Here is a 21,440-nt window from a genome sequence, read left to right on the forward strand (position 1 = left end):
CTACTTGCCCTCCCCGTCCGCGAACGACGCCTGATAAGCGGCGAACTGGGCGCGCTCCTCGTCCACGAGCGCATGCCCGTCCGCGTACACGTTCTCGAAGATCGCCATCAGATCAGGATCCGGCATCGCCCGCACCACCTCTCGCACCCTCTTGCCCAACGTTTCGCTCTCGTCGTCGAGTTCCGCGAAGAACGCGTCGTCCGCGTGGCCCTCGGCCTCCATGTACGCGCGCAGCCGCAGGATCGGGTCCTTGGCCTCCCACGCCTCCCGCTCCTCGTCCCTGCGGTACTTGGTCGGGTCGTCGGAGGTGGTGTGCGCGCCCATGCGGTACGTGAACGCCTCGATCAGCGCCGGGCCCTCGCCCGTACGCGCCCGCTCCAGGGCCCACCGGGTCACGGCGAGCACGGCGAGCACGTCGTTGCCGTCGACCCGCACACCGGGGAAGCCGTAGCCCTGTGCGCGCTGGTAGAGCGGCACCCGGGTCTGGCGCTCGGTCGGCTCGGAGATCGCCCACTGGTTGTTCTGGCAGAAGAACACCACGGGCGCGTTGTAGACCGCGGAGAAGGTGAACGATTCGGCGACGTCGCCCTGGCTGGAGGCGCCGTCCCCGAAGTACGCGATCACGGCCGAGTCGGCACCGTCCTTGGCCACGCCCATCGCGTAGCCGGTGGCGTGCAGCGTCTGCGAGCCGATGACGATCGTGTACAGGTGGAAGTTGTTGCTGTTCGGGTCCCAGCCGCCGTTGTTCACGCCGCGGAACATGCCGAGCAGGTTGGTCGGGTCGACGCCGCGGCACCAGGCGACGCCGTGCTCGCGGTACGTGGGGAACACGTAGTCGTCGTCGCGGGTGGCCCGCCCCGAACCGATCTGGGCGGCCTCCTGGCCCAGCAGCGAGGCCCACAGGCCCAGTTCGCCCTGGCGCTGAAGGGCGGTGGCCTCGGCGTCGAAGCGACGGGTGAGGACCATGTCGCGGTAGAGGCCGCGCAGCTCCTCCGCGGTGATCGAGTCGACGTACTTCTCGTACTCGGCGTACTCCGCGTGCTTGACCCGCTTGCCCTCGGGGGTCAGCAGCTGTACGAGCTCGGGCTCCGCGTTCTGCTGCGGGGCGGCCTTCTTGGTGCCGGCGCGCTTACCGCCGCTGGTACTGCTGCGGCGCGGTTTGCGCGCGGCGGTGCTCTCCACGGTCACGTGTGCTCCTCCGTCGGTCCGGCCCCCGGGATTACCGGGTCAGCCAGTGCGGCTCGCCTGATTTCCGTGCCCGCGCACGGGGTGGGTGCGGCTCGGCCGGGAACAGGCGTGACAGGTGCCCCGGCGAGCGCCCTGCTCAATGCACGTTACCCAGTGCTTCCCAATTCTGTGAAACCCCATCTGACCTGCGAATTTGCTTGGATTTCCGAGTATCTGACTGCTTGGATTTCCGAGTAAATCGAGAATGGGGGGAACACTTCCTGGTCACAGCACTGATCACAGCCTGGCAGGGGGCCGGAACACCGGCACGTTATCCCGGCCACCCCGCGCACGGGAAGGGTTCCGCCCGGGCACGGAAAGAGATCGTGTGTGAGACTGGCCCCGTGCGCGAAGACGGAAAAATTACGGTATTTCTCCTCGACGACCATGAAGTGGTCCGGCGTGGAGTCCATGAGCTGCTCTCCGTGGAGTCTGACATCGAGGTGGTCGGCGAGGCCGGCACCGCGGCAGACGCCCTGGTCAGGATCCCCGCGACGCGGCCCGACGTGGCGGTGCTCGACGTGCGTCTGCCGGACGGCAGCGGTGTCGAGGTGTGCCGCGAGATCCGGTCGCAGAACGAGGACATCAAGTGCCTGATGCTCACCTCGTTCGCCGACGACGAGGCGCTCTTCGACGCGATCATGGCCGGTGCGTCCGGCTATGTCCTCAAGGCGATCCGGGGCAATGAGCTCCTGACGGCCGTGCGGGACGTGGCCGCGGGCAAGTCCCTGCTCGACCCGGTGGCGACCGCCCGGGTCCTGGAGCGGCTGCGCGACGGCAACAACCCCAAGGGCGACGACCGCCTCGCCAACCTCACCGACCAGGAGCGGAAGATCCTGGACCTGATCGGCGAGGGCCTGACCAACCGCGTGATCGGCGAGCGCCTCCACCTGGCCGAGAAGACGATCAAGAACTACGTCTCCAGCCTGCTCTCCAAGCTGGGCATGGAACGCCGTTCGCAGGCGGCCGCGTACGTGGCCCGCATGCAGGCGGAGAAGCACTAGAAGGGCCCTGGGGAAGCCGCGCCGCGAGGGCGGGCCTGCCGGAAAGGGCAATGGTTCAGCAGGTCGGGAGAGCCCTTCGGGGCAAACGGATTCCGTCGGTACGTGCAAGGAATACGGGACACACGTGCAAGGACCGCGGAACATAAGAGGGACTTACGTCCCCGCCTTCTGAGGGCGGGATCCCCTTTTCCGACACCCTGTCCATGAACCAAAGTGGTGGTCATGCCCACCGACGAACAGCTCGCCTTCGAACTGCTCAGCCGCAGCGACTACGGCCGGGTGGCGACCAGCATGCGCGCGCTGCCCTTCCTCGCCGCGGCCCGTCACATCGTCGTCGACGGCAAGATCCTGCTCCGCATGCACAAGGGGTACGGCTACCACCAGGCGTGCATCGGCAGCGTCGTCGCGTACGGCGCGGACAACCTCAACTCGGCGACCGCGCGCGACGGCCAGTGGACCGTCCAGCTGGTGGGCGTCTGCGAGGCCGTCGAGCCGACCAACGCCGAGCTCGAACTCTTCGGCCCCACCCCGCACTTCGCGGACGGCGAGCTCTTCGACCCGGTCTACCTGCGGATAGAGCCGCAGTTCGCCACGGTCCACACGCTCAAGGCGGGCCACGACCGTTCGCTCCAGTACATCCTCTGAACCACGGGCTCCGACCCACGGACCCCGACCCGCGCGCGCAGCGAAAAGGGCCGGCCGAGATCGGCCGGCCCTTCGTCGTGTCCGTGTCCCGCTGCCGGGGTCAGGCCCCGTCGCCACCGCCGGCGCCCGGGTCCTCGCCGTCGTCCGTCGGCTCCGTCGGGTCCGGCGGGTCGTCCGTCGGATCCGTCGTCGGATCGTCGGTCGGGTCCGCCGTCGTCGGCTCGCCGGTCGGCGTCGTCGGGTTCTGGGTGGGCTCGGTCGGGCCCTGGGTGGGCCGGGTGGGACCGGTCGGCTGGTTGGTCGGCTGCTGGTAGTCCGTCTCGCCGCCGGTTCCCGTGCCGGGATCGGTCTCCTCGTCCGAGGTCTCCTCGTCCGCGCTCTCGCTCGGCTCCTTCTCCTGCGACTTCTTGGTCTCGGGAGCCTTCGGCGGGTCCTTCTGGTCCTTCTTGTCCGCGGCCGTCAGCGCGAACGTCACGCCCACCGCGATGGCGATGACCGCGAGCACCACGAAGATCCACATCCTGCCGCGGCCGCCCTTGCCGCCGCGGTGGCCGCCTTCGAAGCCGCCGTCGTCGCCGTTGCGCGAGGGCAGCATCGGGCTGGGGATCTGCGCGGTCCCGGAGTCGGGGTGGGCCATCGCGGCCGTCCCGGCGACACCCATCGCGGGGGTGTTGCCACCCTCGTGCATCTCCACGGGGCCGGTGTTCCAGGTCCCGGTGTGGCTGCCCTGCTCGTGCAGCATCTGCAGCCCGTACTGGACGAGTCCGCGCATCTCCTCGGCCGTCTGGAACCGGTCGTCCGGGTCCTTGGCGAGGGAACGCATGACGAGCCCGTCCAGCTCGGGCGGCGCCGCGTCCGAGACCTCGGAGGGCGGCACGGCCTGGTCCTGGACGTGCTGGTAGACCACGGAGAGCGGCGTCTCGCCGGTGAACGGCGGCCGCAGCGCGAGCAGTTCGTAGAGGAGACAGCCCGTCGCGTACAGGTCGGAGCGGTGGTCGACGGCCTTGCCGAGCGCCTGCTCGGGCGACAGGTACTGGGGCGTGCCCATGACCATGCCGGTCTGCGTCATCGTCGACTGCGCGCCGTGCAGGGCGCGCGCGATGCCGAAGTCCATCACCTTCACCGCACCGGCGTGGGTGATGATCACGTTCGCGGGCTTGATGTCGCGGTGCACGATGCCGTGCTGGTGGGAGTACGCGAGCGCTTCGAGCACGCCGGAGACGATGATCAGCGCCTGCTCGGGGCCCGGCGCCTCCGCGTTGATCAGCAGATCGCGGATCGTCCGGCCCTCGACGATCTCCATCACGATGTAGGGGACGACGTTCGGCCCGACGACGTCTTCACCGGAGTCGTACACGGCGACCACGGCGTGGTGGTTGAGGCCCGCGACAGACTGTGCCTCGCGCGTGAAACGCGCCTTGGAGACCGGGTCCTCGGCGAGGTCGGAGCGGAGCAGCTTGACCGCGACCGTACGGCCGAGCCGTACGTCCTCGGCCGCGAACACCTCGGCCATACCGCCCCGGCCGAGTCTGTGGGTCAGCCGATACCGGCCGTCTCCGACAAGCCCGCCATTCCCCCACAACTCAGGCGCGTCTGACATACCGCCGCCAGTCGCCTCGGGGTCGGACGGGCCCTGAGCGCGCTGCGTCTGTGCCATCAGTCCTCGCCGTCGTTTCTGGTCGTGGTACTTGGTACCGAAGTACGTCGCGATAACGGGGTACTCCGTCGGGCCACGCTACAGCCTTCACGCCACCTCCAAATTCGAGATGGACCGGACATCAAAGCCTTTGCCGGTGCCCGTGCGCAAACTTGTAACGCTTCCGAGACGCTTCTTGCGCGTACGGTCACGGAACGGGCACCGAGCTTGACGCGTCATCGTCCTGGGGCAGACTTGGCCTGGAATAGCGGTTATCGATCACCAGCCGCGGAGCCGTCCGGCCACCGCGCCGATGGGGGACGCACAAGATGAGCAGCCAGGACGGCGCACAGGGGCGGTATGCGGGGCGTTCGCTGGCCGGCGGCCGCTACCAACTGCGTGATCTGCTGGGCGAGGGCGGCATGGCCTCCGTGCACCTCGCGTACGACACCGTGCTCGACCGCCAGGTCGCCATCAAGACCCTGCACACCGAGCTCGGCCGCGAACAGTCCTTCCGCGAGCGCTTCCGCCGCGAGGCCCAGTCGGTGGCGAAGCTCACGCACACCAACATCGTCTCGGTCTTCGACACCGGCGAGGACAACCTCGACGGCGCGATGATGCCGTACATCGTCATGGAGTACGTCGAGGGCAAGCCGCTCGGCTCGGTGCTCGACACCGCCGTCGCGCAGTACGGCGCGATGCCGACCGACCAGGCGCTCAAGATCACCGCCGATGTGCTCGCCGCCCTGGAGATCAGCCACGAGATGGGCCTGGTCCACCGCGACATCAAGCCCGGCAACGTGATGATGACCAAGCGCAACGTCGTGAAGGTCATGGACTTCGGCATCGCCCGCGCGATGCAGTCCGGCGTCACCTCGATGACGCAGACCGGCATGGTCGTCGGCACCCCCCAGTACCTCTCCCCTGAGCAGGCGCTCGGCCGCGGCGTCGACGCGCGCTCGGACCTGTACTCCGTCGGCATCATGCTCTTCCAACTGACCACCGGTCGGCTGCCCTTCGAGGCGGACTCGCCGCTGGCCATCGCGTACGCCCATGTCCAGGAGGAGCCGGTCACTCCCTCCTCGATCAACCGTTCGCTGCCGCCCGCGGTCGACGCGATCGTCGCCCGCGCGCTCAAGAAGAACCCGAACGAGCGCTTCCCGACGGCCGAGTCCATGCGCGACGAGTGCCTGCGCGTGGCCCAGTCCTTCCAGGCGGCGGCCCCCAGCATCGTCCCCGGCGCGCAGACCGCGAGCGGCGCGGGCGTCGGCTCCGCGGTCTTCCCGCCGGTCGACGGCTCGCTCCAGCAGAGCGGCCAGGTCCAGACGCCGTACCAGCCCGGCTCCTACGGACCGCCGACGCCGGTCCCCGCGCCCGCCCCCACCCCGGGCTACGGCTACCCGCAGCAGGCCGGCTACCAGACCCCGCCCCCCGCCAACGCCTACGCCCAGCAGGGCGCGCAGACCCCGCCGCCGTACAACCTCTCGGCGCAGCCCGCGACGATGTCCAGCGGCTCGGGCCAGAACGGCTCCGGCAAGCGGAACATGCCGGTGGTCGTCGGCGCGATCGTCGTCGCGCTGCTCGCCGTCGGCGGCGTGATCACCGCGATCTCGCTGAACAAGGACGACGGCGGCACCGAGGCGAAGGACGACAAGTCCAAGCAGCCGGTCGCCGGGCACAAGGGTCCCGACCGCACCAAGACGATGGAAACGACCAAGTGCACGGATCCCGAGACCGCCTACAACGACGAGAACAAGATCAAGGCTCCTGACTTCACGTTCAAGGACTGGAAGTCGGTCCTGTCCTGCCTCCAGGCGGCGGGCTGGAGCTACGACAAGCGGTCGGTCGACGAGAACGCGTACGGCGAGGACACCGTCATGCGGCAGACCCCGAAGGAGGGCTCGGAGATCGACCCGAAGCACGTCGAGATCCAGTTCGACATCTCCTCGGGCGACCCGGCCTAGCGGTCCGAGGCGCACCAGTACATATCCGAGGCGCACCAGTACATAGATGACACAGATGAGGGGCTCGGCACACGATCCGCGTACCGAGCCCCTCACTCATGAGCTCCTGCTCCTGCTCCTGCTCCTGCTCCTGCTCCTACGAGCTCTCCCTCTCCGTCTCTCCCGGCTAGAGGTAGGGGCCTCCCGTGCGGCCCGCGATGCCGCCACCCGGCTCCTCGTCCTCGTCGCCGCCCACACCGGGCGGCAGCGCACGCCGCATCTGCTCCAGCTGCGCCCGCGCGGCCATCTGCTGCGCGAAGAGCGTCGTCTGGATCCCGTGGAAGAGACCTTCGAGCCAGCCGACCAACTGTGCCTGCGCGATGCGCAGTTCGGCATCGCTCGGCGTCGTGTCGTCCGTGAAGGGCAGGGAAAGGCGCTCCAGCTCCTCGACGAGCTCGGGGGCGAGACCGTCCTCGAGCTCCTTGACCGAGCTGGCGTGGATGTCCTTGAGGCGGACCCGGCTCGCCTCGTCGAGAGGAGCCGCCCGCACCTCCTCGAGAAGCTGCTTGATCATGCTGCCGATCCGCATGACCTTGGCCGGCTGTTCGACCATCTCCGTCACCGGGACCTCGCGGGAGTCGTCGTCTCCGCCGCCACCGAGTGCCATTCCGTCCTGGCCCACGACCAGGACCTGGGGGCTCTCCGGCGACCGTTCGTTCCTCGGCATCTCCATGCCGCCATTCTCTCGCACCCGAACATCACACATCGGTAGTGCCCCCATACAGAGCTGATCCACCCTCGGATCCGCCCCCTTCACCCGCGGCGCAGGCGCAACCCGAGGAAGCCGATGCCCAGACCGATGAGGACGAGTCCGCCGCCGAGCGGCAGCACGCGCAGACCGGGCAGGACTGGGTCCGCGCGGGTGGGCGCGGTGGTGTCGGACGCGGTGTCCCTGCGCCCGGGGGAGTCCCGTTCCGGCTTCGGGGAGGGCGGCGTCGGGGAGGCCTCGCGGGGCGGGAAGGCGGGGACGGGCACCGCGGGCTCGGGCAACGCGGACTCCGGCCGCCCCGGCCGCACCCGCCCTTCCCCGGCCCGGCTCCCGGCCCGCGCCGTCTCGTCGACGGAACGGACGACACGGTCCACCACGACGCCGGCCGGGCCGGCCTCGGTGGCGTACGAGGTGAGCACGGGACCGCCGAGAGCAAGCACCAGCAGCCCCAAGACCAGCACCACCCGCGATCCACCCACCACGCCACGCCACCCCTCGACAGCCACCACCGGAACGACCACGCACACTGGTGACAAGGGTCACATGCAACAACAATCCCGGCATCTCGGGCACAAGGGGCGTGATGCGACGGGGGCGCAAGAGCGGCCTACCTAGGGGCGCGGGGAACTGCGCACGGTCCAGATACACCCAACGGGGGCGCAGGACCGCCCCACCCAGGGGCGCGGGGAACTGCGCACGCCCCAGACCCACCTAACGACCACGCAAGGGCGGCCCACCAAGGGGCGCGAGGAACGGCGCGCCCAGCCCACCCCAACCCGCACCAAAAGAGCCCCCGCCCACCCCCCGAAGCCCCCCGCAGGGGACCCCCGGACGACAAGACCCAACGGCCGACACCAAGACCTTCACCGCCTACCGAACCAAAAGCACCTTGCCGACGTGCCCACTCCCCTCCAACACCCGATGCCCCTCCGCCGCCTCACTCATCCGCACCTGCCGGTCCACGACGGGCCGCACATGCCCCGCCCCGATCAACGGCCAGACATGCTCCCGCACCGCCGCCACGATCGACGCCTTCTCGGCGAGCGGCCGCCCCCGCAGCGACGTCGCGGTGATCGCGGCCCGCTTGACCAGCAGCGCCCCGATGTTCAGCTCGCCCTTGACCCCGCCCTGCATGCCGATGATCGCGAGGCGCCCGTTCGTGGCGAGCGCCTGAACGTTCCGCCCCAGGTACTTCGCGCCCATGTTGTCGAGGATGACGTCCGCACCGGCCCCGTCCGTGGCCCGCGCCAGCTCCTCGACGAAGTCCTGCTCGCGGTAGTTGATCAGCACGTCCGCGCCGAGCTCACCGCAGAAGTCGAGCTTCTCCTTCGTACCGGCCGTGACCGCCACCTTCGCGCCGACCGCCTTCGCGAGCTGGATCGCCATGGTGCCGATGCCGCTGGAGCCGCCGTGCACGAGGAGCGTCTCGCCCGGTCGCAGGTGGGAAATCATGAAGACGTTGGACCAGACCGTGGAGGTGACCTCGGGCAGCGCGGCCGCCGTGACCAGGTCGACGCCGTCGGGCACGGGCAGCAGCTGGCCCACCGGCACGACGACCTGCTCCGCGTAGCCGCCGCCCGCGAGCAGCGCGCACACCTCGTCGCCGACCGACCAGCCGGAGACGCCGGTGCCGAGCGCCGTGATGCGGCCCGCGCACTCCAGGCCGGGGTAGGGGGAGGAGCCGGGCGGCGGGCTGTAGGCGCCCTGGCGCTGCAACAGATCGGCGCGGTTCACCGCGCTGGCCACCACCTCGACGAGGACCTCGCCCTCGCCGGGTACGGGATCGGGGACCTCGGCCCATACGAGCGCTTCGGGGCCGCCGGGTTCGGGGATCGTGATCGCATACATGCGGCCGAGGCTACTCGCGCCCCGCACGGGGCGCCGGAAACCGCACGATCAGCTTCGGGCGCCCCCGGCATCTGCACCCTCCGGGGCCGATGGGCGCCCCGTCGTACTCAGTCCGTCGGCGTCGTACTCAGTCCGTGTCCGTCGGCGTCGCACTCAGTCCGTCGGCAACGGCTTGATGTCCGGTGCCACCACACTCGCCGGCGAGGCCCGCACGATCGTGATCAACCGGTCCGTCAACTGGATCTTCCCGACGGCCGGATCGTCGTACCCGAGGACCCGATGCCCCCTGACGACGCTGACGACCAGGTCGTCGGTCTCCCGCACACCGCGTCCCACCTCGGCCTTTATCACCGGGCGTTCGACGAGATCGAGCCCGCTGCCCTGCTGGATCAGGTCCTCCATGACCATGCCCGCGCTGGGGCTGAGCACGGAGAGGCCGAGCAGCCTGCCCGCCGCGCTGGCGCTGGTGATCACGGCGTCGGCGCCGGACTGGCGCAGCAGCGGCGCGTTCTCCTCCTCGCGGACCGCGGCGACGATCTTCGCGCCCCGGTTCAACTGCCGTGCCGTGAGGGCGACCAGGACGGCGGTGTCGTCCCGCTGGGTCGCGATGATGATCTGGCGGGCCCGCTGCACCTCGGCGCGGAGCAGCACGTCGCTGCGCGTCGCGTCGCCGATGACGCCCGCGAAACCCTCCGCCGTGGCCGCGTCGACGACCTTCGCGCTGGGGTCGACCACCACGATCTGGTCCGGCTTCAGGCCGGTCGCGCAGACGGTCTGGATCGCCGAGCGGCCCTTGGTGCCGAAGCCGACGACGACAGTGTGTTCACGCAAGTTGGACCTCCAGCGGGACAGACGCCACTCCTCGCGCGTCCGTTCCGTGAGTACTTCGAGGGTGGTACCGACCAGGATGATCAGGAAGAGCACGCGCAACGGCGTGACAAGGAGGATGTTCGTGAGCCGCGCGGAGTCGCTGTACGGGACGATGTCCCCGTACCCGGTGGTGGAGAGCGTCACCGTCGCGTAGTACGCGGCGTCGAGGAAGTCGACGTGCTCGTCGGAGTTGTCGTGGTAACCGCTGCGGTCGAGCCAGACGATGCACGTCGTCACGGCGAGCACCAGAAGCGCCATCGCGAGGCGCCGGGTGACCTGCCGCAGCGGCTTCACGACCTCCCGCTGGGGCAGCTTGATCCGGTGGGTCGTGTGGTGTTCGTCGGGGTGCCGGGCGATCGCGTCGTGTCCGGGAAGTTTCACGTGAAACACACCCCGCCGTCGGAGGCCATCAGGGCCCAGGGCAGATCGAGAATCTCCAACTCCTGTTCCTGGCGCGCCCCGCCGGGCGGTACGACCGCGAGTCCGTCGGCAGCCGCGATACCGCGCAGCATCGCGGGCCCGTTGAAGTGCAGCGGCACCGCGTGCTCGGAGCGCAGGGTGACGGGGACGAGACGGGTGTCGTGCGGATGTCCCTGCACATCGTCGCGGACGGGAGCCGTGTACGCCGACTCATTTCCGCGCCCGGAGAGCGTACGCAACAGGGGTTCGGCCAGGGTCAGCAGGCCCGACACGGCGGCCAGCGGATTGCCGGGCAGGCCGACGAGGTGCTGGTCGGGGCGGATGCGGGCCAGGAGCATGGGGTGGCCGGGGCGCACGGCGACGCCGTCCACGAGCAGCTCGGCCCCGATGCGGCTCAGGATCGGATGGACGTGGTCCACCGGGCCCGACGCGGTGCCGCCGGTCGTGACGATCAGGTCGGCGTCGGACGTCGTGATCGCCTTGTGGAGCGCCTCGGCGTCGTCGCCGAGCCGCCTGACCGCGGTGACGTCGGCGCCCAGCGCGCGCAGCCACGGCGGCAGCATCGGGCCGAGCGCGTCCCGGATGAGGCCGTCGCGGGGGAGCCCCGCGGTCAGCAACTCGTCGCCCAGGACCAGCACTTCGACGCGCGGACGGCGCAGCGTCGCCAGCGTGTCGTACCCGGCGGCCGCGGCGAGGCCGAGCACGGCGGGCGTCACGAGGGCGCCGGACGGCAGGAGTTGATCGCCGGAACGGCACTCCTGGCCGCGCGGCCGGATGTCCTGCCCCGGCACGACCTCACGCCCCGCGTGCAGCCTGCCCTTGTCGTCGGTACGGCCGTGCTCGCTGCGCAGTACGGCGGTGGCGTCCTGCGGGATCCGGGCACCGGTCGCGATCCGGACCGCCTCGCCGTCGGTGAGCGGCTCGGGCCGCCCGTGCCCGGCGAGGATCCCCTCGGCCCGTACGTCCCAGGGCCCCGGGCCCGCGACGACCCAGCCGTCCATCGCCGAGGTGTCGAACGACGGCAGATCGGTCAGGGCGCTGAGCGGCGCGGCAAGCGTCAGCCCGAGGGCCTGGTCGAGGGGGACGGGGGCGACGGGATCGCCCTCGGTCCCGGTCCCCGGACGCGCCGCACGGGCGGCGCGTCGTGCGGCGCGGGCGGCACGGGCGCGGGCGGTGGGCCAGGGGGTGGTGTGGTGGTGGTGCTTGCCGGGCCGGGGGCCGGGGCCTGGGCCGGGTTCGGTACCGGTGTCGCCGGGCGCCTCGCTGCGGGGCGTGGGGGTGGGCTGCGCGGCGGGAGCGCCGGCCGGGCCCTCCCGGTGGTCGTTCACCAGGGCGAGGGCCTCGTCGAGCTCGGCTTCGGACACCGGCCGCCCGGTCATCCGGCGTCCGGTGCGGCGCCGCTGCCGGCCTGGGCGCCGGAGCCGGGACCGGGCTTGGGCTCGGTGGCGGGGGCGGGGGCGGGGGTTGCAGCAGCGGCGCCGGGGGCCGAGCCTGAGGCGGCAGACCCGGCAGCCCCGGCAGACCCGGCAGACCCAGCAGACCCGCCGGATGCGTCGGGCGTCGCGCCGGACGCCGCGTCGGGCGCCCCGCCAGACTTCACGTCCTGCTGGTCCTCCTCCGCCCACCGGAGCGCGAGCGCGGCCGCCTTGCGGGCCGCCTCGGTCACCGCTTCGGCGCCGCTCGCCGCCTCGCCACGGGCGGCGGCCTGCGCCGCCGCGTACCCGACGAGGAAGGTGGTCAGCGGCGCCGCCGGCCTGGCCACGCCGTGCGCGGCGTCACGGGCGAGGTCGAGCAGCGTGCCGGTATCGACGTCGAGTTCGATGCCCAGCTCGTCCTTGACTACGGAAATCCATTCATCCAACACGTGCCCATGCTCCCTGATGCGCGCCCGCGCGGCGGCGATGTCGTCCCAGGTGTCGCAGTCGAACGCCGCGACGGGGTCGGCGACCCTGGTCAGCGTGAGCCGCTCGGTGAGCCGCCGCAGCGGCAGCCCGGTGAGCGCGCCGCCGTTCCGCTCCGCGAGCACCGCGCTCTCGCGCCGCAGCGACGCGCTGCGATAGGCCGCGACGAGCGGCTGGTCACGGCCGTCCGGATCGGTGAGGACCGCCCCGTCCGCGCCGCTCGCGCGCAGCGCGTCGAGCAGCCGCTGCACGGTCTCCTCGGCCAGGAACGGCAGATCGGCCGAGAGCACCACCACCCGCTCCGCCGTGGTGCGCCGCAGCCCGGCGTCGAGCGCGGCGAGCGGACCGCCGCCGCGCGGCTCCTCGCGCGCCCACACCACGGGGCGCGCGGTGGCCCGCCGCCCGGCCACGACGACGGTGGTCCGCGCGCCCGCGCAGGCCGCGAGCACCCGGTCGATCAACGCCCGGCCGCCCACCCGTACGCCCGGCTTGTCCGCGCCGCCGAGCCGCGCGGCCCCGCCCCCGGCGAGCACGACGGCGTCGTACGGAGGCGGGTCACCGGAGCCGGTGTCGGTGCCGGACAGGGGCGCGGCGGCGTCGTACGAGCCGCCCTCGTTCGCGGTCATCCCCCGAGTATGGGCATACGGAGGATCATTGCCACCCCCGCGAAGGGCCCTTCGGGCAAGGGACCTATGTCACTTCACACCGACCGCAGCAGCACCGCCGGCTGTTCGACGCAGTCCGCCACGTACCGCAGGAAGCCGCCCGCCGTACCGCCGTCGCACACCCGGTGGTCGAACGTGAGCGACAGCTGGACCACGTGCCGCACGGCCAACTCCCCTTGGTGAACCCACGGCTTGGGCACGATGCGGCCCACGCCGAGCATGGCGGCCTCGGGGTGGTTGATGATCGGCGTGGATCCGTCGACCCCGAACACCCCGTAGTTGTTGAGCGTGAAGGTCCCCCCGGTGAGGTCCGCGGGGGTGAGCCTGCCCTCCCTCGCCTCCTCCGTGAGGCGTATCAGCTCGCCGTTGATCGACGCGGTGGTCCGCGTCTGGGAGTGCCGTACGACGGGGACGACCAGGCCACGGTCGGTCTGCGCGGCGAAGCCGAGGTGGATGTCGGCGAGCCGGCGCACCTCGCGCGCTTCCATGTCCACCGTGGAGTTGAGCATCGGATACCGGGCGAGGGCGGCGACCGTGATGCGGGCGAACAGCGCGAGCAGCGACACCTTCTGGCCGTCGCGCGGCCCCATGGCGCCGTTCATCGCGGCGCGGGCCGCGAGCAGTTCGGTCGCGTCGGCGTCGACCCAGCAGGTGGCCTCCGGGATCTCGCGCCTGCTGCGGGACATCTTGTCCGCGACGAGGCCCCTGATGCCGGTCAGGGGGTGGCGGGACTCGATGCCCGCGCGCGTGGGCTCCTGGCCCGCCTCGACCTGACGGCGCGCGTCGGCGAGGCTCTCGCGCAGCGACTCGTCGTCCTCACGGACCGCCGCCGCGACCGCGCGCCTGCGTGCCTCGGCCTCGCGGGAGCCGGCCTCGTCGGACTCCTCGCGGCCGGCGCCCGCGGACAGACCCGCCCCGTGCCGGGCCTGTCCGCCCGCGGCGATGGCTCCTTCGACGTCGGCCCGCGTGATCAGGCCGTCGTGGCCCGAGCCCGCGAGGACGCGCAGGTCCACGCCGTTCTCCCGCGCCAGCTTCCGTACGAGGGGTGAGATCACCGGGACCGGCCGGTCACCGCGAGCGGCGTCCTGTCCCCCGGACGGCGCGGCGTCCGGCATCGATGTGACGTCCCGCGGCGAGGCGGCGGTCTCCGACGGCCCTGCCGGGCGCGACGGCTCGGTGGGCCGCGGCGCTGCGGGACCTGGTGCCGCGGGCCCCGATGCGGGCCGTGCGGGCCGCACCCGTCGGCGGCGGGCAGGGGCCGCCGCCGTGCCGTACCCGACGAGGACGTTCCCCGAGGACTCCTCGGCGGCCGTCCGCAGGGCCCGCTCGGCGGGCTCCTCGGGGGCCCGGCCCACGGCCTCCTCCGCCGGTTCCTCCACGGGGGCGCCCACCGCGACCGTCAACAGCGGTGATCCCACCGGGAGTTCCGTGCCCTCGTCGCCGAAGCGGGCCGTGACCACGCCCCCGTAGGGACACGGCACCTCGACCATCGCCTTGGCCGTCTCCACCTCGACCACCGGCTGGTCCACGGCGACGACGTCACCGACCTCCACGAGCCAGCGGACGATCTCGGCCTCGGTGAGCCCCTCCCCGAGGTCGGGCAGCTTGAATTCGAGACTGTTCACATCAAAGGCCGGGGCCATCAGCTCTCCGCCTCCCACTGCAACCGCGCGACCGCGTCCAGGATCCGGTCCACGCCCGGCAGATGGTGCTTCTCCAGCATCGGCGGGGGATAGGGGATGTCGAAGCCCGCGACCCGCAGCACCGGCGCCTCCAGGTGGTGGAAGCAGCGCTCGGTGACCCGCGCGGCGATCTCCCCGCCCGGTCCGCCGAAGCCACCCGACTCGTGCACGACGACGGCGCGCCCGGTCCGCCGTACGGAGGCGGCGACCGTCTCGTCGTCGAAGGGCACCAGCGAGCGCAGATCGACCACTTCGAGGTCCCAGCCCTCGGCACGCGCGGCCTCGGCGGCCTCCATGCAGACGGGCACGGAAGGCCCGTACGTGATGAGCGTGGCGCTGCGCCCGGTGCGCCGGACCACGGCGCGGCCTATCGGTTCAACGGTCGCGGGAGCGTCCGGGTTCCAGTCGGCCTTGGACCAGTACAGGCGCTTCGGCTCCAGGAAGACGACCGGGTCGTCGGAGGCGATGGAGGCGCGCAGCAGGCCGTAGGCGTCGGCGACCGTGGCGGGCGTGACGACGTGCAGGCCCGGGGTCGCCATGTAGTACGCCTCGGAGGAGTCGCTGTGGTGCTCGACGCCGCCGATGCCGCCTCCGTAGGGCACGCGCACGGTGATGGGCAGCGGCATCGCGCCCCGGGTGCGGTTGCGCATCCGCGCCACGTGCGAGATCAGCTGCTCGAAGGCGGGGTAGGCGAAGGCGTCGAACTGCATCTCGACGACGGGCCGCAGCCCGTACATCGCCATGCCGACCGCCGTCCCGAGGATGCCCGCCTCGGCGAGCGGGGTGTCCGTACAGCGGTCCTCGCCGAACTCCTGGGCGAGCCCGTCGGTGACCCGGAAGACCCCGCCGAGCGCGCCGACGTCCTCCCCGAGCACGTGCACGGAGGGGTCCTCCGCCATGGAGTCGCGCAGCGCGCGCCCGAGCGCCTGCGCCATGGTGGCCGGTTTGGTGGCCCGTTTGCCCGCCGGCTTCGCCGCGACCGTGGTCATCGCGCCTCCTCCTCGGCCTCTTCCGAGGCCACTTCGAGCTCGGCCCGCAACTGTGCCGCCTGCTCCCGCAGTTGGGAGGTCTGCTCGGCGTACACGTGCGTGAAGAGGTCCATGGGGTCCAGCTGGGGGTCCTGGTTCATGCGCTCGCGCAGATCGGCCGCCATGGCCTCCGCGTCGTCGCCCGCCCGCCGCTTCAGGTCGTCGTCCAAGAGGCCCCGCTCCGTCAGCTCCCGCTCCAGGAGCAGGATCGGGTCGTGGTCGCGCCAGGCCTCGACCTCCGCGTCGTGGCGGTAGCGCGTGGCGTCGTCGGCGTTGGTGTGCGCCTCCATGCGGTACGTGACGGCCTCGACGAGGGTCGGACCGCCGCCCGCGCGGGCGTGGGCCACCGCTTCGCCGAGCACCTCGTGCATCGCGGCCGCGTCGTTGCCGTCCACCAGGCGTCCCGGCATGCCGTATCCCACGGCCTTGTGGGCGAGGGAGGGGGCGGCGGTCTGCTTGGCGAGCGGCACGGAGATCGCGAAGCCGTTGTTCTGTACGAGGAAGACCACCGGTGCCCGCCACACGGCCGCGAAGTTCAGCGCCTCGTGGAAGTCGCCCTCGCTGGTGCCGCCGTCGCCGACCATGGCGAGCGCGACCACGTCGTCGCCCTTGAGGCGGGCGGCGTGCGCGAGGCCCACGGCGTGCGGGAGCTGGGTCGCGAGGGGGGTGCTCAGGGGCGCCGTGCGGTGCTCGCGCGGGTCGTATCCGGTGTGCCAGTCGCCGCGCAGCAGCGTCAGCGCGCTGACCGGGTCCAGGCCGCGGGCGACCGCGGCGAGCGTGTCCCGGTAGCTGGGGAAGAGCCAGTCCCGCTCCTCCAGGACGAACGCGGCGGCGACCTCGCAGGCCTCCTGGCCGGTGCTCGACGGATAGACCGCGAGCCTGCCCTGTTTGGTCAGGGCCGTCGCCTGCGTGTTGTAGCGGCGACCGCGCACCAGCTCCGCGTACAGGCGGCGCAGCAGCCCCGGATCGGCCTTCTCCGCGGCCTCGGTGCCAAGGACGCGGTAGGGCTCCGCGTCCGGCAGCAGCGGCGCGGGATCGGTCCTGGGCTGCCAAGCGGGGGGCGGGGTCGGCCGGTAGGCGCCCCGCTGCTCCATGACCGTCATGACGGCACCTCCTGGGGGAAGCGGTCTCCTTGTGAGGAGCGGCAAAAGAGGCGCGGCGATGTGGTGCGCCTCACCTACCGATTGTTCGGTCGTCGGCACATTTTGGCTACAGGCACCTCCAGGCTGTGGACAAACGGTTCTGCACAGCCTGGGATGGATGCAGTACGTCCATGGTAGGGAGGCGGGGGGACATGGCACCTGAACGAATGGCCGACCGGCAGGACGACGGCCGTCCGGAGCCCCGGCCCCTGGACGCGATCGACCGCGACATCCTCCAGATCCTGCACACGGACGGTCGCGCGTCGATACGTTCCGTGGCCGACCGCGTCCATGTGTCACGCGCCAACGCCTACGCGCGCATCAACCGCCTCATCGACGACGGCGTCATCCGGGGCTTCGGGGCGCGGATCAACCACGAACGCGCCGGGCAGGGCGCCTCCGCCTACATCACGCTCAAGATCGTTCAGAACACCTGGCGCACGGTCCGCGAGCATCTGCGCACGCTCCCCGGCGCGTCCCACATCGCCCTGGTCAGCGGCGACTTCGACGTACTGCTCCTGGTGCACACGCCGGACAACCGCGCCCTGCGCGAACTGGTGCTCACCCGGCTGCAGTCCATCCCCGAAGTACTCAGCACGCGTACGTTGCTGGTCTTCGAGGAGGACGACATGGATCCGGAGCCGTGACGCGGCGCGGTCGGTGACCTCAGTTCTCGGCGCGCAGCCCGGCGAAGGCCAACTGCACGACCGCGTCGGCGATCTGCTCGCCGTTGGCGGCGCCCCGGCTCTCCGGGCGGTACCACTCCACGATGGAGTTGATCATTCCGAAGAGCAGCCTGGTGGCCAGGCGCAGATCGGTGTCCGAGCGCAGATCGCCGTCCGCGACGGCCTCCTTGAGCAGCTCGGCGACCTGCTGGTCGAACTCCCTGCGGCGCTCCATGGCCCACCGCTCGGTGTCCGTGTTGCCCCGCACCCGCAGCAGCAGCGTCACATAGGGCAGCTCGGCGACCAGCACCTCCACGGTGCGGCGCGTGACGTGCTCCAGGCGCTCGACCGCGGTGCCCACGCGCGCGTGCTCCTCGGCGAGGATCCCGAAGAGCCCCTCCAGGGCCCGGCTCACCGCGCGGCGCAGCAGCTCCTCCTTGCCCGCCACATGGTGGTAGATCGAGGACTTGGAGATGCCGGCCGCCTTGGAGAGGTGCTCCATGGAGGTGCCGTCGTAGCCGCGCTCGTTGAAGACCCGGACGGCCACGCTCAACAGCGTCTCCGGGGTGTAGGTGTCCCGCCGGGCGGTGGTCATGAGTATTCCTCTCGCACGGCCTGGCGCCGCAGGGCCTGGGACGGGGCGTAGCGCCCCGTGGGGTACTCCTCGTGGAGCCGGTCGAGCGCCTCTGCCACCCGGTAGGCGGTCAGCGCGCGGCCCCATGCGACGGGCCCGAGCGGGTAGTTGACGCCGAGCCGCATGGCGGTGTCGACGTCGTCGGCGTCCGCGACCCCGCGGCCCACGGCGTCCAGGGCGAAGTCGACGAGCAGCCACACCGTGCGCGCCACGATCATGCCGGGGGCGTGCCCGATGACGCTGACCTTCTTGCCGAGCGCCTGGAAGAGACCGACGGCCTCCTTGAGGCCCTGCTCGCCGACCCTGCCCGACGGCGAGAGCGCCACGCGGGTGGCCTCCCGGTAGTCGAGGGCGAGGTCGAAGTGGATCGTCGGCTCGGCCGCCGCGTCGGGCGCGGAGCCGTCCACCAGGGCGAGCCGCACACCACTGGGCAGCTCGATGGAGCCGGGGTACTCCGGGACGCCCTGCCCGCGGTAGATCCGGATGCCCGCCTTCACGATGAGCTCGCTCAGGGCGTCCGCGGGGAAGAGGTCGCCGTGCACGGTGACGGACTCCGGGGCCGCGGCGGGTTCCGCCGTGTGCGGCTCGGGGCGCGCGGCGTCGTCGCCGTACGCGTACCAGCCCCGCCCCGACTTGCGCCCCAGGCGGCGCGATTCGACGAGCCGGCGCTGGGCGAGCGAGGGCGTGAACTTGGGGTCCTGGAAGAAGGACTCCCACACGGAGCGCGTGACGGCCTCGTTGACGTCCTGGCCGATGAGGTCGGTCAGCTCGAAGGGGCCCATCTTGAAGCCGCCGCATTCGCGCAGGACGGCGTCGATCGTGGCGGGGTCGGCGACCCGCTCCTCGTACCCGCGCAGCGCCTCGGCGTAGAAGGGCCTGGCCACCCGGTTGACGATGAAGCCGGGGGTGTCCGCGCAGCGCACCGGCGTCTTGCCCCAGCCCTTGGCGGTCTCGTACGCGCGCGTGGCGGCGCTCTCGTCCGTCGCGAAGCCGCTGACGACCTCGACCAGGGGGAGCAGCGGCGCCGGGTTGAAGAAGTGCAGGCCCACGAAGCGGCCGGGGTTCCTGAGCGCGCCCGCGATGGCGGTCACGGAGAGGGAGGAGGTGTTGGTGGCCAGCAGACAGTCCTCGGCGACCACGTCCTCCAGGTCCTGGAACAGCCTTTGCTTGACGTCCAGTTGCTCCAGGACGGCCTCGACGACGAGACCGCAGTCGGCGAGCTCCGCGAGGCTCTCGGCGGGCATGATCCTGGCGGCCGCCGCGGCGCGGTCGTCCGCCGTGAGCCTGCCCTTCTCGACCAGCCGGTCCAGGCGGGCGCCGATGGCCTCGGCCGCCGCCCTGGCCCGGTCGGGCGCCGCGTCGTAGAGCCGCACGGGGTGGCCCGCGACCAGGGCGACCTGGGCGATGCCCTGTCCCATCGTGCCGGTTCCGACCACGGCAACGGCGCTGCCGACCTTGAGTCCTGTCATGCTCGCGATCCTCCCGCACGGCCTGTCGGCCGCAGGGTTCGGGGGTCGCCGTGGAGAAGTTGTCCACAGGTTCGGCAGACCCTCTTGTCCCGACCGATCGTTCGGTTACTCTAGCTCTGTCAGCCAGTCCCTGCCCACTGTTCCTGCCCGGCTCACCAGCTCGATGGAGAGCTGACCGACGAGGAGTTGGTCCTGTCATGGCCGCCGAACTCACCGCGCACCAGCTGATCGCCAAGCACCGGCCGACCCTCGACCAGGCGCTTGAGACCATCCGCACGCGCGCGTACTGGTCCCCCCATCCCGAACACCCCAAGGCGTACGGCGAGGGCGGCAGCCTGAGCCTGCCCGAGGGCAAGGCCGCCTTCGACGCCCTCCAGGGCGCCCGCTTCGAGCTCGACCAGCCCGGCACGGACGACTGGGTGGGCGGCGAAGTCTCGCCGTACGGACCGGAGTTGGGGATCACGTACCCCCACCCGGACATCGACACCCTGCTGCCCGCCATGCGCGCCGGGATGCGCGCCTGGCGTGAGGCGGGCGCGGAAGTGCGCGCGATGGTCAGCCTGGAGATCCTGGCCCGGATCAGCGCCCGCACGCACGAGCTCGCGCACGCGGTGATGCACACCAGCGGCCAGGCCTTCATGATGGCGTTCCAGGCCGGCGGCCCGCACGCCCAGGACCGCGGCCTCGAAGCCATCGCGTACGCGTACGTGGAGCAGGCCCGCACCCCCGAGGCCGCCGAGTGGACCAAGCCCCAGGGCAAGCGCGACCCGCTCGCGCTGAACAAGCGCTTCACGCCCGTCGCGCGCGGCATCTCGCTGCTGATCGGCTGCAACACCTTCCCGACGTGGAACGGCTACCCGGGCCTGTTCGCCTCGCTCGCCACCGGTAACCCCGTGCTGGTCAAGCCCCACCCTCGCGCGGTGCTGCCGCTCGCGCTCACAGTGCGGATCGCCCGCGAGGTCCTCGCCGAGACGGGCTTCGACCCGAACCTCGTCTGCCTGGCCGCCGAGCGGCCCGGTGAGGGCATCGCCAAGACCCTCGCCGTGCGCCCCGAGATCAAGCTGATCGACTACACCGGATCGACGTCCTTCGGCGACTGGCTGGAGACCAACGCCCGCCAGGCGCAGGTCTACACGGAGAAGGCCGGGGTCAACACGGTCGTCATCGACTCGACGGACAACTACAAGGGCATGCTGGCGAACCTCGCCTTCTCCCTGTCGCTCTACAGCGGCCAGATGTGCACCACCCCGCAGAACCTGCTGATCCCCCGCGACGGCATCACCACGGACGCGGGCGCCAAGTCGTACGACGAGGTGGTGAGCGACCTCGCGGCCTCGGTGAGCGGCCTGCTCGGCGACGACGCGCGGGCGAACGGCATCCTCGGCGCCCTGGTCAACCCGGACGTGAAGACCCGCCTGGAGGCCGCCGCCGGACTCGGTGAAGTCGCCCTCGCCTCCCGGGAGATCGCCAACCCCGAGTTCCCGGACGCGGCGGTCCGCACCCCCGTGATCGTCAAGCTGGACGGCGCCAAGCCGGACACCGAGGCCGCCTATCTCAGCGAGTGCTTCGGCCCCGTCTCCTTCGCGGTCGCCGTCGACTCCGCGGCGGACGCGGTGGAGCTCCTTCGCCGCACAGTGCGGGACAAGGGCGCGATGACCGTAGGGGCGTATACGACATCGGACGAGGTCTCCGCGGCCGTCGAGGAGACCTGCCTGGAGGAGTGCGCCCAGCTGTCCCTGAACCTCACGGGTGGCGTCTATGTGAACCAGACGGCGGCGTTCTCGGACTTCCACGGCTCGGGCGGCAACCCGGCGGCCAACGCCGCGCTCTGTGACGGCGCGTTCGTGGCCAACCGCTTCCGTGTGGTGGAGATCCGCAAGGACGCGTGACGC

The 21,440-nt window shown here is 71.6% G+C and carries 18 protein-coding genes; 5 read left to right on the top strand and 13 right to left on the bottom strand.

Annotated features, from left to right (window positions below; translation table 11 throughout):
- Complete coding sequence (pdhA, locus tag ACIO9J_RS26680) at positions 1-1,188, bottom strand: pyruvate dehydrogenase (acetyl-transferring) E1 component subunit alpha (protein WP_402004569.1); 1,188 nt, start codon at positions 1,186-1,188, stop codon at positions 1-3.
- Positions 1,189-1,571: 383 nt separating this feature from the next.
- Here pdhA (ACIO9J_RS26680) and ACIO9J_RS26685 point away from each other — a divergent pair, with 383 nt between their 5' ends.
- Entirely contained in the window at positions 1,572-2,231 is a 660-nt protein-coding gene (locus ACIO9J_RS26685) for a response regulator transcription factor (protein ID WP_098243697.1), read from the top strand.
- Positions 2,232-2,453: 222 nt separating this feature from the next.
- Positions 2,454-2,876 (top strand): pyridoxamine 5'-phosphate oxidase family protein, encoded by a 423-nt coding sequence (locus ACIO9J_RS26690; RefSeq protein WP_402004572.1) that lies wholly within the window; start codon positions 2,454-2,456, stop codon positions 2,874-2,876.
- Positions 2,877-2,976: 100 nt separating this feature from the next.
- Here ACIO9J_RS26690 and ACIO9J_RS26695 read toward each other — a convergent pair whose 3' ends face one another.
- The gene (locus ACIO9J_RS26695) at positions 2,977-4,533 is read right to left on the bottom strand and encodes a protein kinase (RefSeq protein WP_402004575.1); all 1,557 of its coding nucleotides are present in this window, start codon (positions 4,531-4,533) and stop codon (positions 2,977-2,979) included.
- Positions 4,534-4,841: 308 nt separating this feature from the next.
- Here ACIO9J_RS26695 and ACIO9J_RS26700 point away from each other — a divergent pair, with 308 nt between their 5' ends.
- A complete protein-coding gene (locus ACIO9J_RS26700) occupies positions 4,842-6,476 on the top strand; it encodes a protein kinase (RefSeq protein WP_402004578.1) in 1,635 nt (544 codons plus the stop codon).
- 166 nt (positions 6,477-6,642) lie between these two features.
- Here the strand turns inward: ACIO9J_RS26700 and ACIO9J_RS26705 are convergent, their stop codons facing one another.
- From ACIO9J_RS26705 to pdhA (ACIO9J_RS26745), 9 genes are all read right to left on the bottom strand, one after another.
- On the bottom strand, positions 6,643-7,188 hold the full coding sequence (locus tag ACIO9J_RS26705; RefSeq protein WP_402004581.1) for a bacterial proteasome activator family protein: 546 nt from the start codon (positions 7,186-7,188) through the stop codon (positions 6,643-6,645).
- A gap of 80 nt (positions 7,189-7,268) precedes the next feature.
- A complete protein-coding gene (locus ACIO9J_RS26710) occupies positions 7,269-7,688 on the bottom strand; it encodes a hypothetical protein (protein WP_402004584.1) in 420 nt (139 codons plus the stop codon).
- A gap of 406 nt (positions 7,689-8,094) precedes the next feature.
- A complete protein-coding gene (locus ACIO9J_RS26715) occupies positions 8,095-9,072 on the bottom strand; it encodes an NAD(P)H-quinone oxidoreductase (RefSeq protein WP_402004587.1) in 978 nt (325 codons plus the stop codon).
- Positions 9,073-9,225: 153 nt separating this feature from the next.
- A complete protein-coding gene (locus ACIO9J_RS26720) occupies positions 9,226-10,332 on the bottom strand; it encodes a potassium channel family protein (protein WP_402004590.1) in 1,107 nt (368 codons plus the stop codon).
- Positions 10,320-11,741 carry a molybdopterin molybdotransferase MoeA gene (locus ACIO9J_RS26725; protein ID WP_402004593.1) on the bottom strand — a complete coding sequence of 474 codons (1,422 nt, stop codon included), beginning with the start codon at positions 11,739-11,741 and terminating at the stop codon, positions 10,320-10,322. Before ACIO9J_RS26725 ends, ACIO9J_RS26720 begins: the two co-directional genes overlap by 13 nt.
- Entirely contained in the window at positions 11,738-12,889 is a 1,152-nt protein-coding gene (locus ACIO9J_RS26730; protein ID WP_402004596.1) for an NTP transferase domain-containing protein, read from the bottom strand. The genes ACIO9J_RS26725 and ACIO9J_RS26730 overlap by 4 nt, the downstream gene beginning before the upstream one ends.
- Before the next feature lie 74 nt (positions 12,890-12,963).
- Entirely contained in the window at positions 12,964-14,571 is a 1,608-nt protein-coding gene (locus tag ACIO9J_RS26735; protein WP_402004599.1) for a dihydrolipoamide acetyltransferase family protein, read from the bottom strand.
- A complete protein-coding gene (locus ACIO9J_RS26740) occupies positions 14,571-15,599 on the bottom strand; it encodes an alpha-ketoacid dehydrogenase subunit beta (RefSeq protein WP_402004601.1) in 1,029 nt (342 codons plus the stop codon). The genes ACIO9J_RS26735 and ACIO9J_RS26740 overlap by 1 nt, the downstream gene beginning before the upstream one ends.
- Entirely contained in the window at positions 15,596-16,741 is a 1,146-nt protein-coding gene (gene pdhA / locus ACIO9J_RS26745) for a pyruvate dehydrogenase (acetyl-transferring) E1 component subunit alpha (protein WP_402004604.1), read from the bottom strand. Before pdhA (ACIO9J_RS26745) ends, ACIO9J_RS26740 begins: the two co-directional genes overlap by 4 nt.
- A gap of 191 nt (positions 16,742-16,932) precedes the next feature.
- Between pdhA (ACIO9J_RS26745) and ACIO9J_RS26750 the strand changes: the two genes are divergently transcribed.
- Positions 16,933-17,427 carry an Lrp/AsnC family transcriptional regulator gene (locus tag ACIO9J_RS26750; protein WP_402004606.1) on the top strand — a complete coding sequence of 165 codons (495 nt, stop codon included), beginning with the start codon at positions 16,933-16,935 and terminating at the stop codon, positions 17,425-17,427.
- 19 nt (positions 17,428-17,446) lie between these two features.
- On the opposite strand, the gene ACIO9J_RS26755 is transcribed toward ACIO9J_RS26750, so the two are convergent.
- Both ACIO9J_RS26755 and ACIO9J_RS26760 read right to left on the bottom strand, forming a co-directional pair.
- The gene (locus tag ACIO9J_RS26755; RefSeq protein ID WP_402004609.1) at positions 17,447-18,040 is read right to left on the bottom strand and encodes a TetR/AcrR family transcriptional regulator; all 594 of its coding nucleotides are present in this window, start codon (positions 18,038-18,040) and stop codon (positions 17,447-17,449) included.
- The gene (locus ACIO9J_RS26760; protein WP_402004612.1) at positions 18,037-19,548 is read right to left on the bottom strand and encodes a 3-hydroxyacyl-CoA dehydrogenase; all 1,512 of its coding nucleotides are present in this window, start codon (positions 19,546-19,548) and stop codon (positions 18,037-18,039) included. The genes ACIO9J_RS26755 and ACIO9J_RS26760 overlap by 4 nt, the downstream gene beginning before the upstream one ends.
- A gap of 197 nt (positions 19,549-19,745) precedes the next feature.
- Between ACIO9J_RS26760 and paaN the strand changes: the two genes are divergently transcribed.
- Complete coding sequence (paaN, locus tag ACIO9J_RS26765; protein ID WP_402004615.1) at positions 19,746-21,437, top strand: phenylacetic acid degradation protein PaaN; 1,692 nt, start codon at positions 19,746-19,748, stop codon at positions 21,435-21,437.
- Positions 21,438-21,440: the final 3 nt, after the last annotated feature.

Origin of the sequence: Streptomyces sp. NPDC087300 (assembly GCF_044744425.1) — a bacterium.
Classification (GTDB): domain Bacteria; phylum Actinomycetota; class Actinomycetes; order Streptomycetales; family Streptomycetaceae; genus Streptomyces.

Bases quoted from the DNA above. Each gene is read 5' to 3' on its own strand.
- ACIO9J_RS26695 (WP_402004575.1), bottom strand. From the start codon at position 4,533: ATGGCACAGACGCAGCGCGCTCAGGGCCCGTCCGACCCCGAGGCGACT.
- ACIO9J_RS26700 (WP_402004578.1), top strand. From the start codon at position 4,842: ATGAGCAGCCAGGACGGCGCACAGGGGCGGTATGCGGGGCGTTCGCTG.
- ACIO9J_RS26755 (WP_402004609.1), bottom strand. From the start codon at position 18,040: ATGACCACCGCCCGGCGGGACACCTACACCCCGGAGACGCTGTTGAGC.
- ACIO9J_RS26735 (WP_402004599.1), bottom strand. From the start codon at position 14,571: ATGGCCCCGGCCTTTGATGTGAACAGTCTCGAATTCAAGCTGCCCGAC.
- ACIO9J_RS26740 (WP_402004601.1), bottom strand. From the start codon at position 15,599: ATGACCACGGTCGCGGCGAAGCCGGCGGGCAAACGGGCCACCAAACCG.
- pdhA (WP_402004604.1), bottom strand. From the start codon at position 16,741: ATGACGGTCATGGAGCAGCGGGGCGCCTACCGGCCGACCCCGCCCCCC.
- ACIO9J_RS26750 (WP_402004606.1), top strand. From the start codon at position 16,933: ATGGCACCTGAACGAATGGCCGACCGGCAGGACGACGGCCGTCCGGAG.
- ACIO9J_RS26715 (WP_402004587.1), bottom strand. From the start codon at position 9,072: ATGTATGCGATCACGATCCCCGAACCCGGCGGCCCCGAAGCGCTCGTA.
- paaN (WP_402004615.1), top strand. From the start codon at position 19,746: ATGGCCGCCGAACTCACCGCGCACCAGCTGATCGCCAAGCACCGGCCG.
- ACIO9J_RS26690 (WP_402004572.1), top strand. From the start codon at position 2,454: ATGCCCACCGACGAACAGCTCGCCTTCGAACTGCTCAGCCGCAGCGAC.
- ACIO9J_RS26730 (WP_402004596.1), bottom strand. From the start codon at position 12,889: ATGACCGCGAACGAGGGCGGCTCGTACGACGCCGCCGCGCCCCTGTCC.
- ACIO9J_RS26725 (WP_402004593.1), bottom strand. From the start codon at position 11,741: ATGACCGGGCGGCCGGTGTCCGAAGCCGAGCTCGACGAGGCCCTCGCC.
- ACIO9J_RS26760 (WP_402004612.1), bottom strand. From the start codon at position 19,548: ATGACAGGACTCAAGGTCGGCAGCGCCGTTGCCGTGGTCGGAACCGGC.
- ACIO9J_RS26705 (WP_402004581.1), bottom strand. From the start codon at position 7,188: ATGGAGATGCCGAGGAACGAACGGTCGCCGGAGAGCCCCCAGGTCCTG.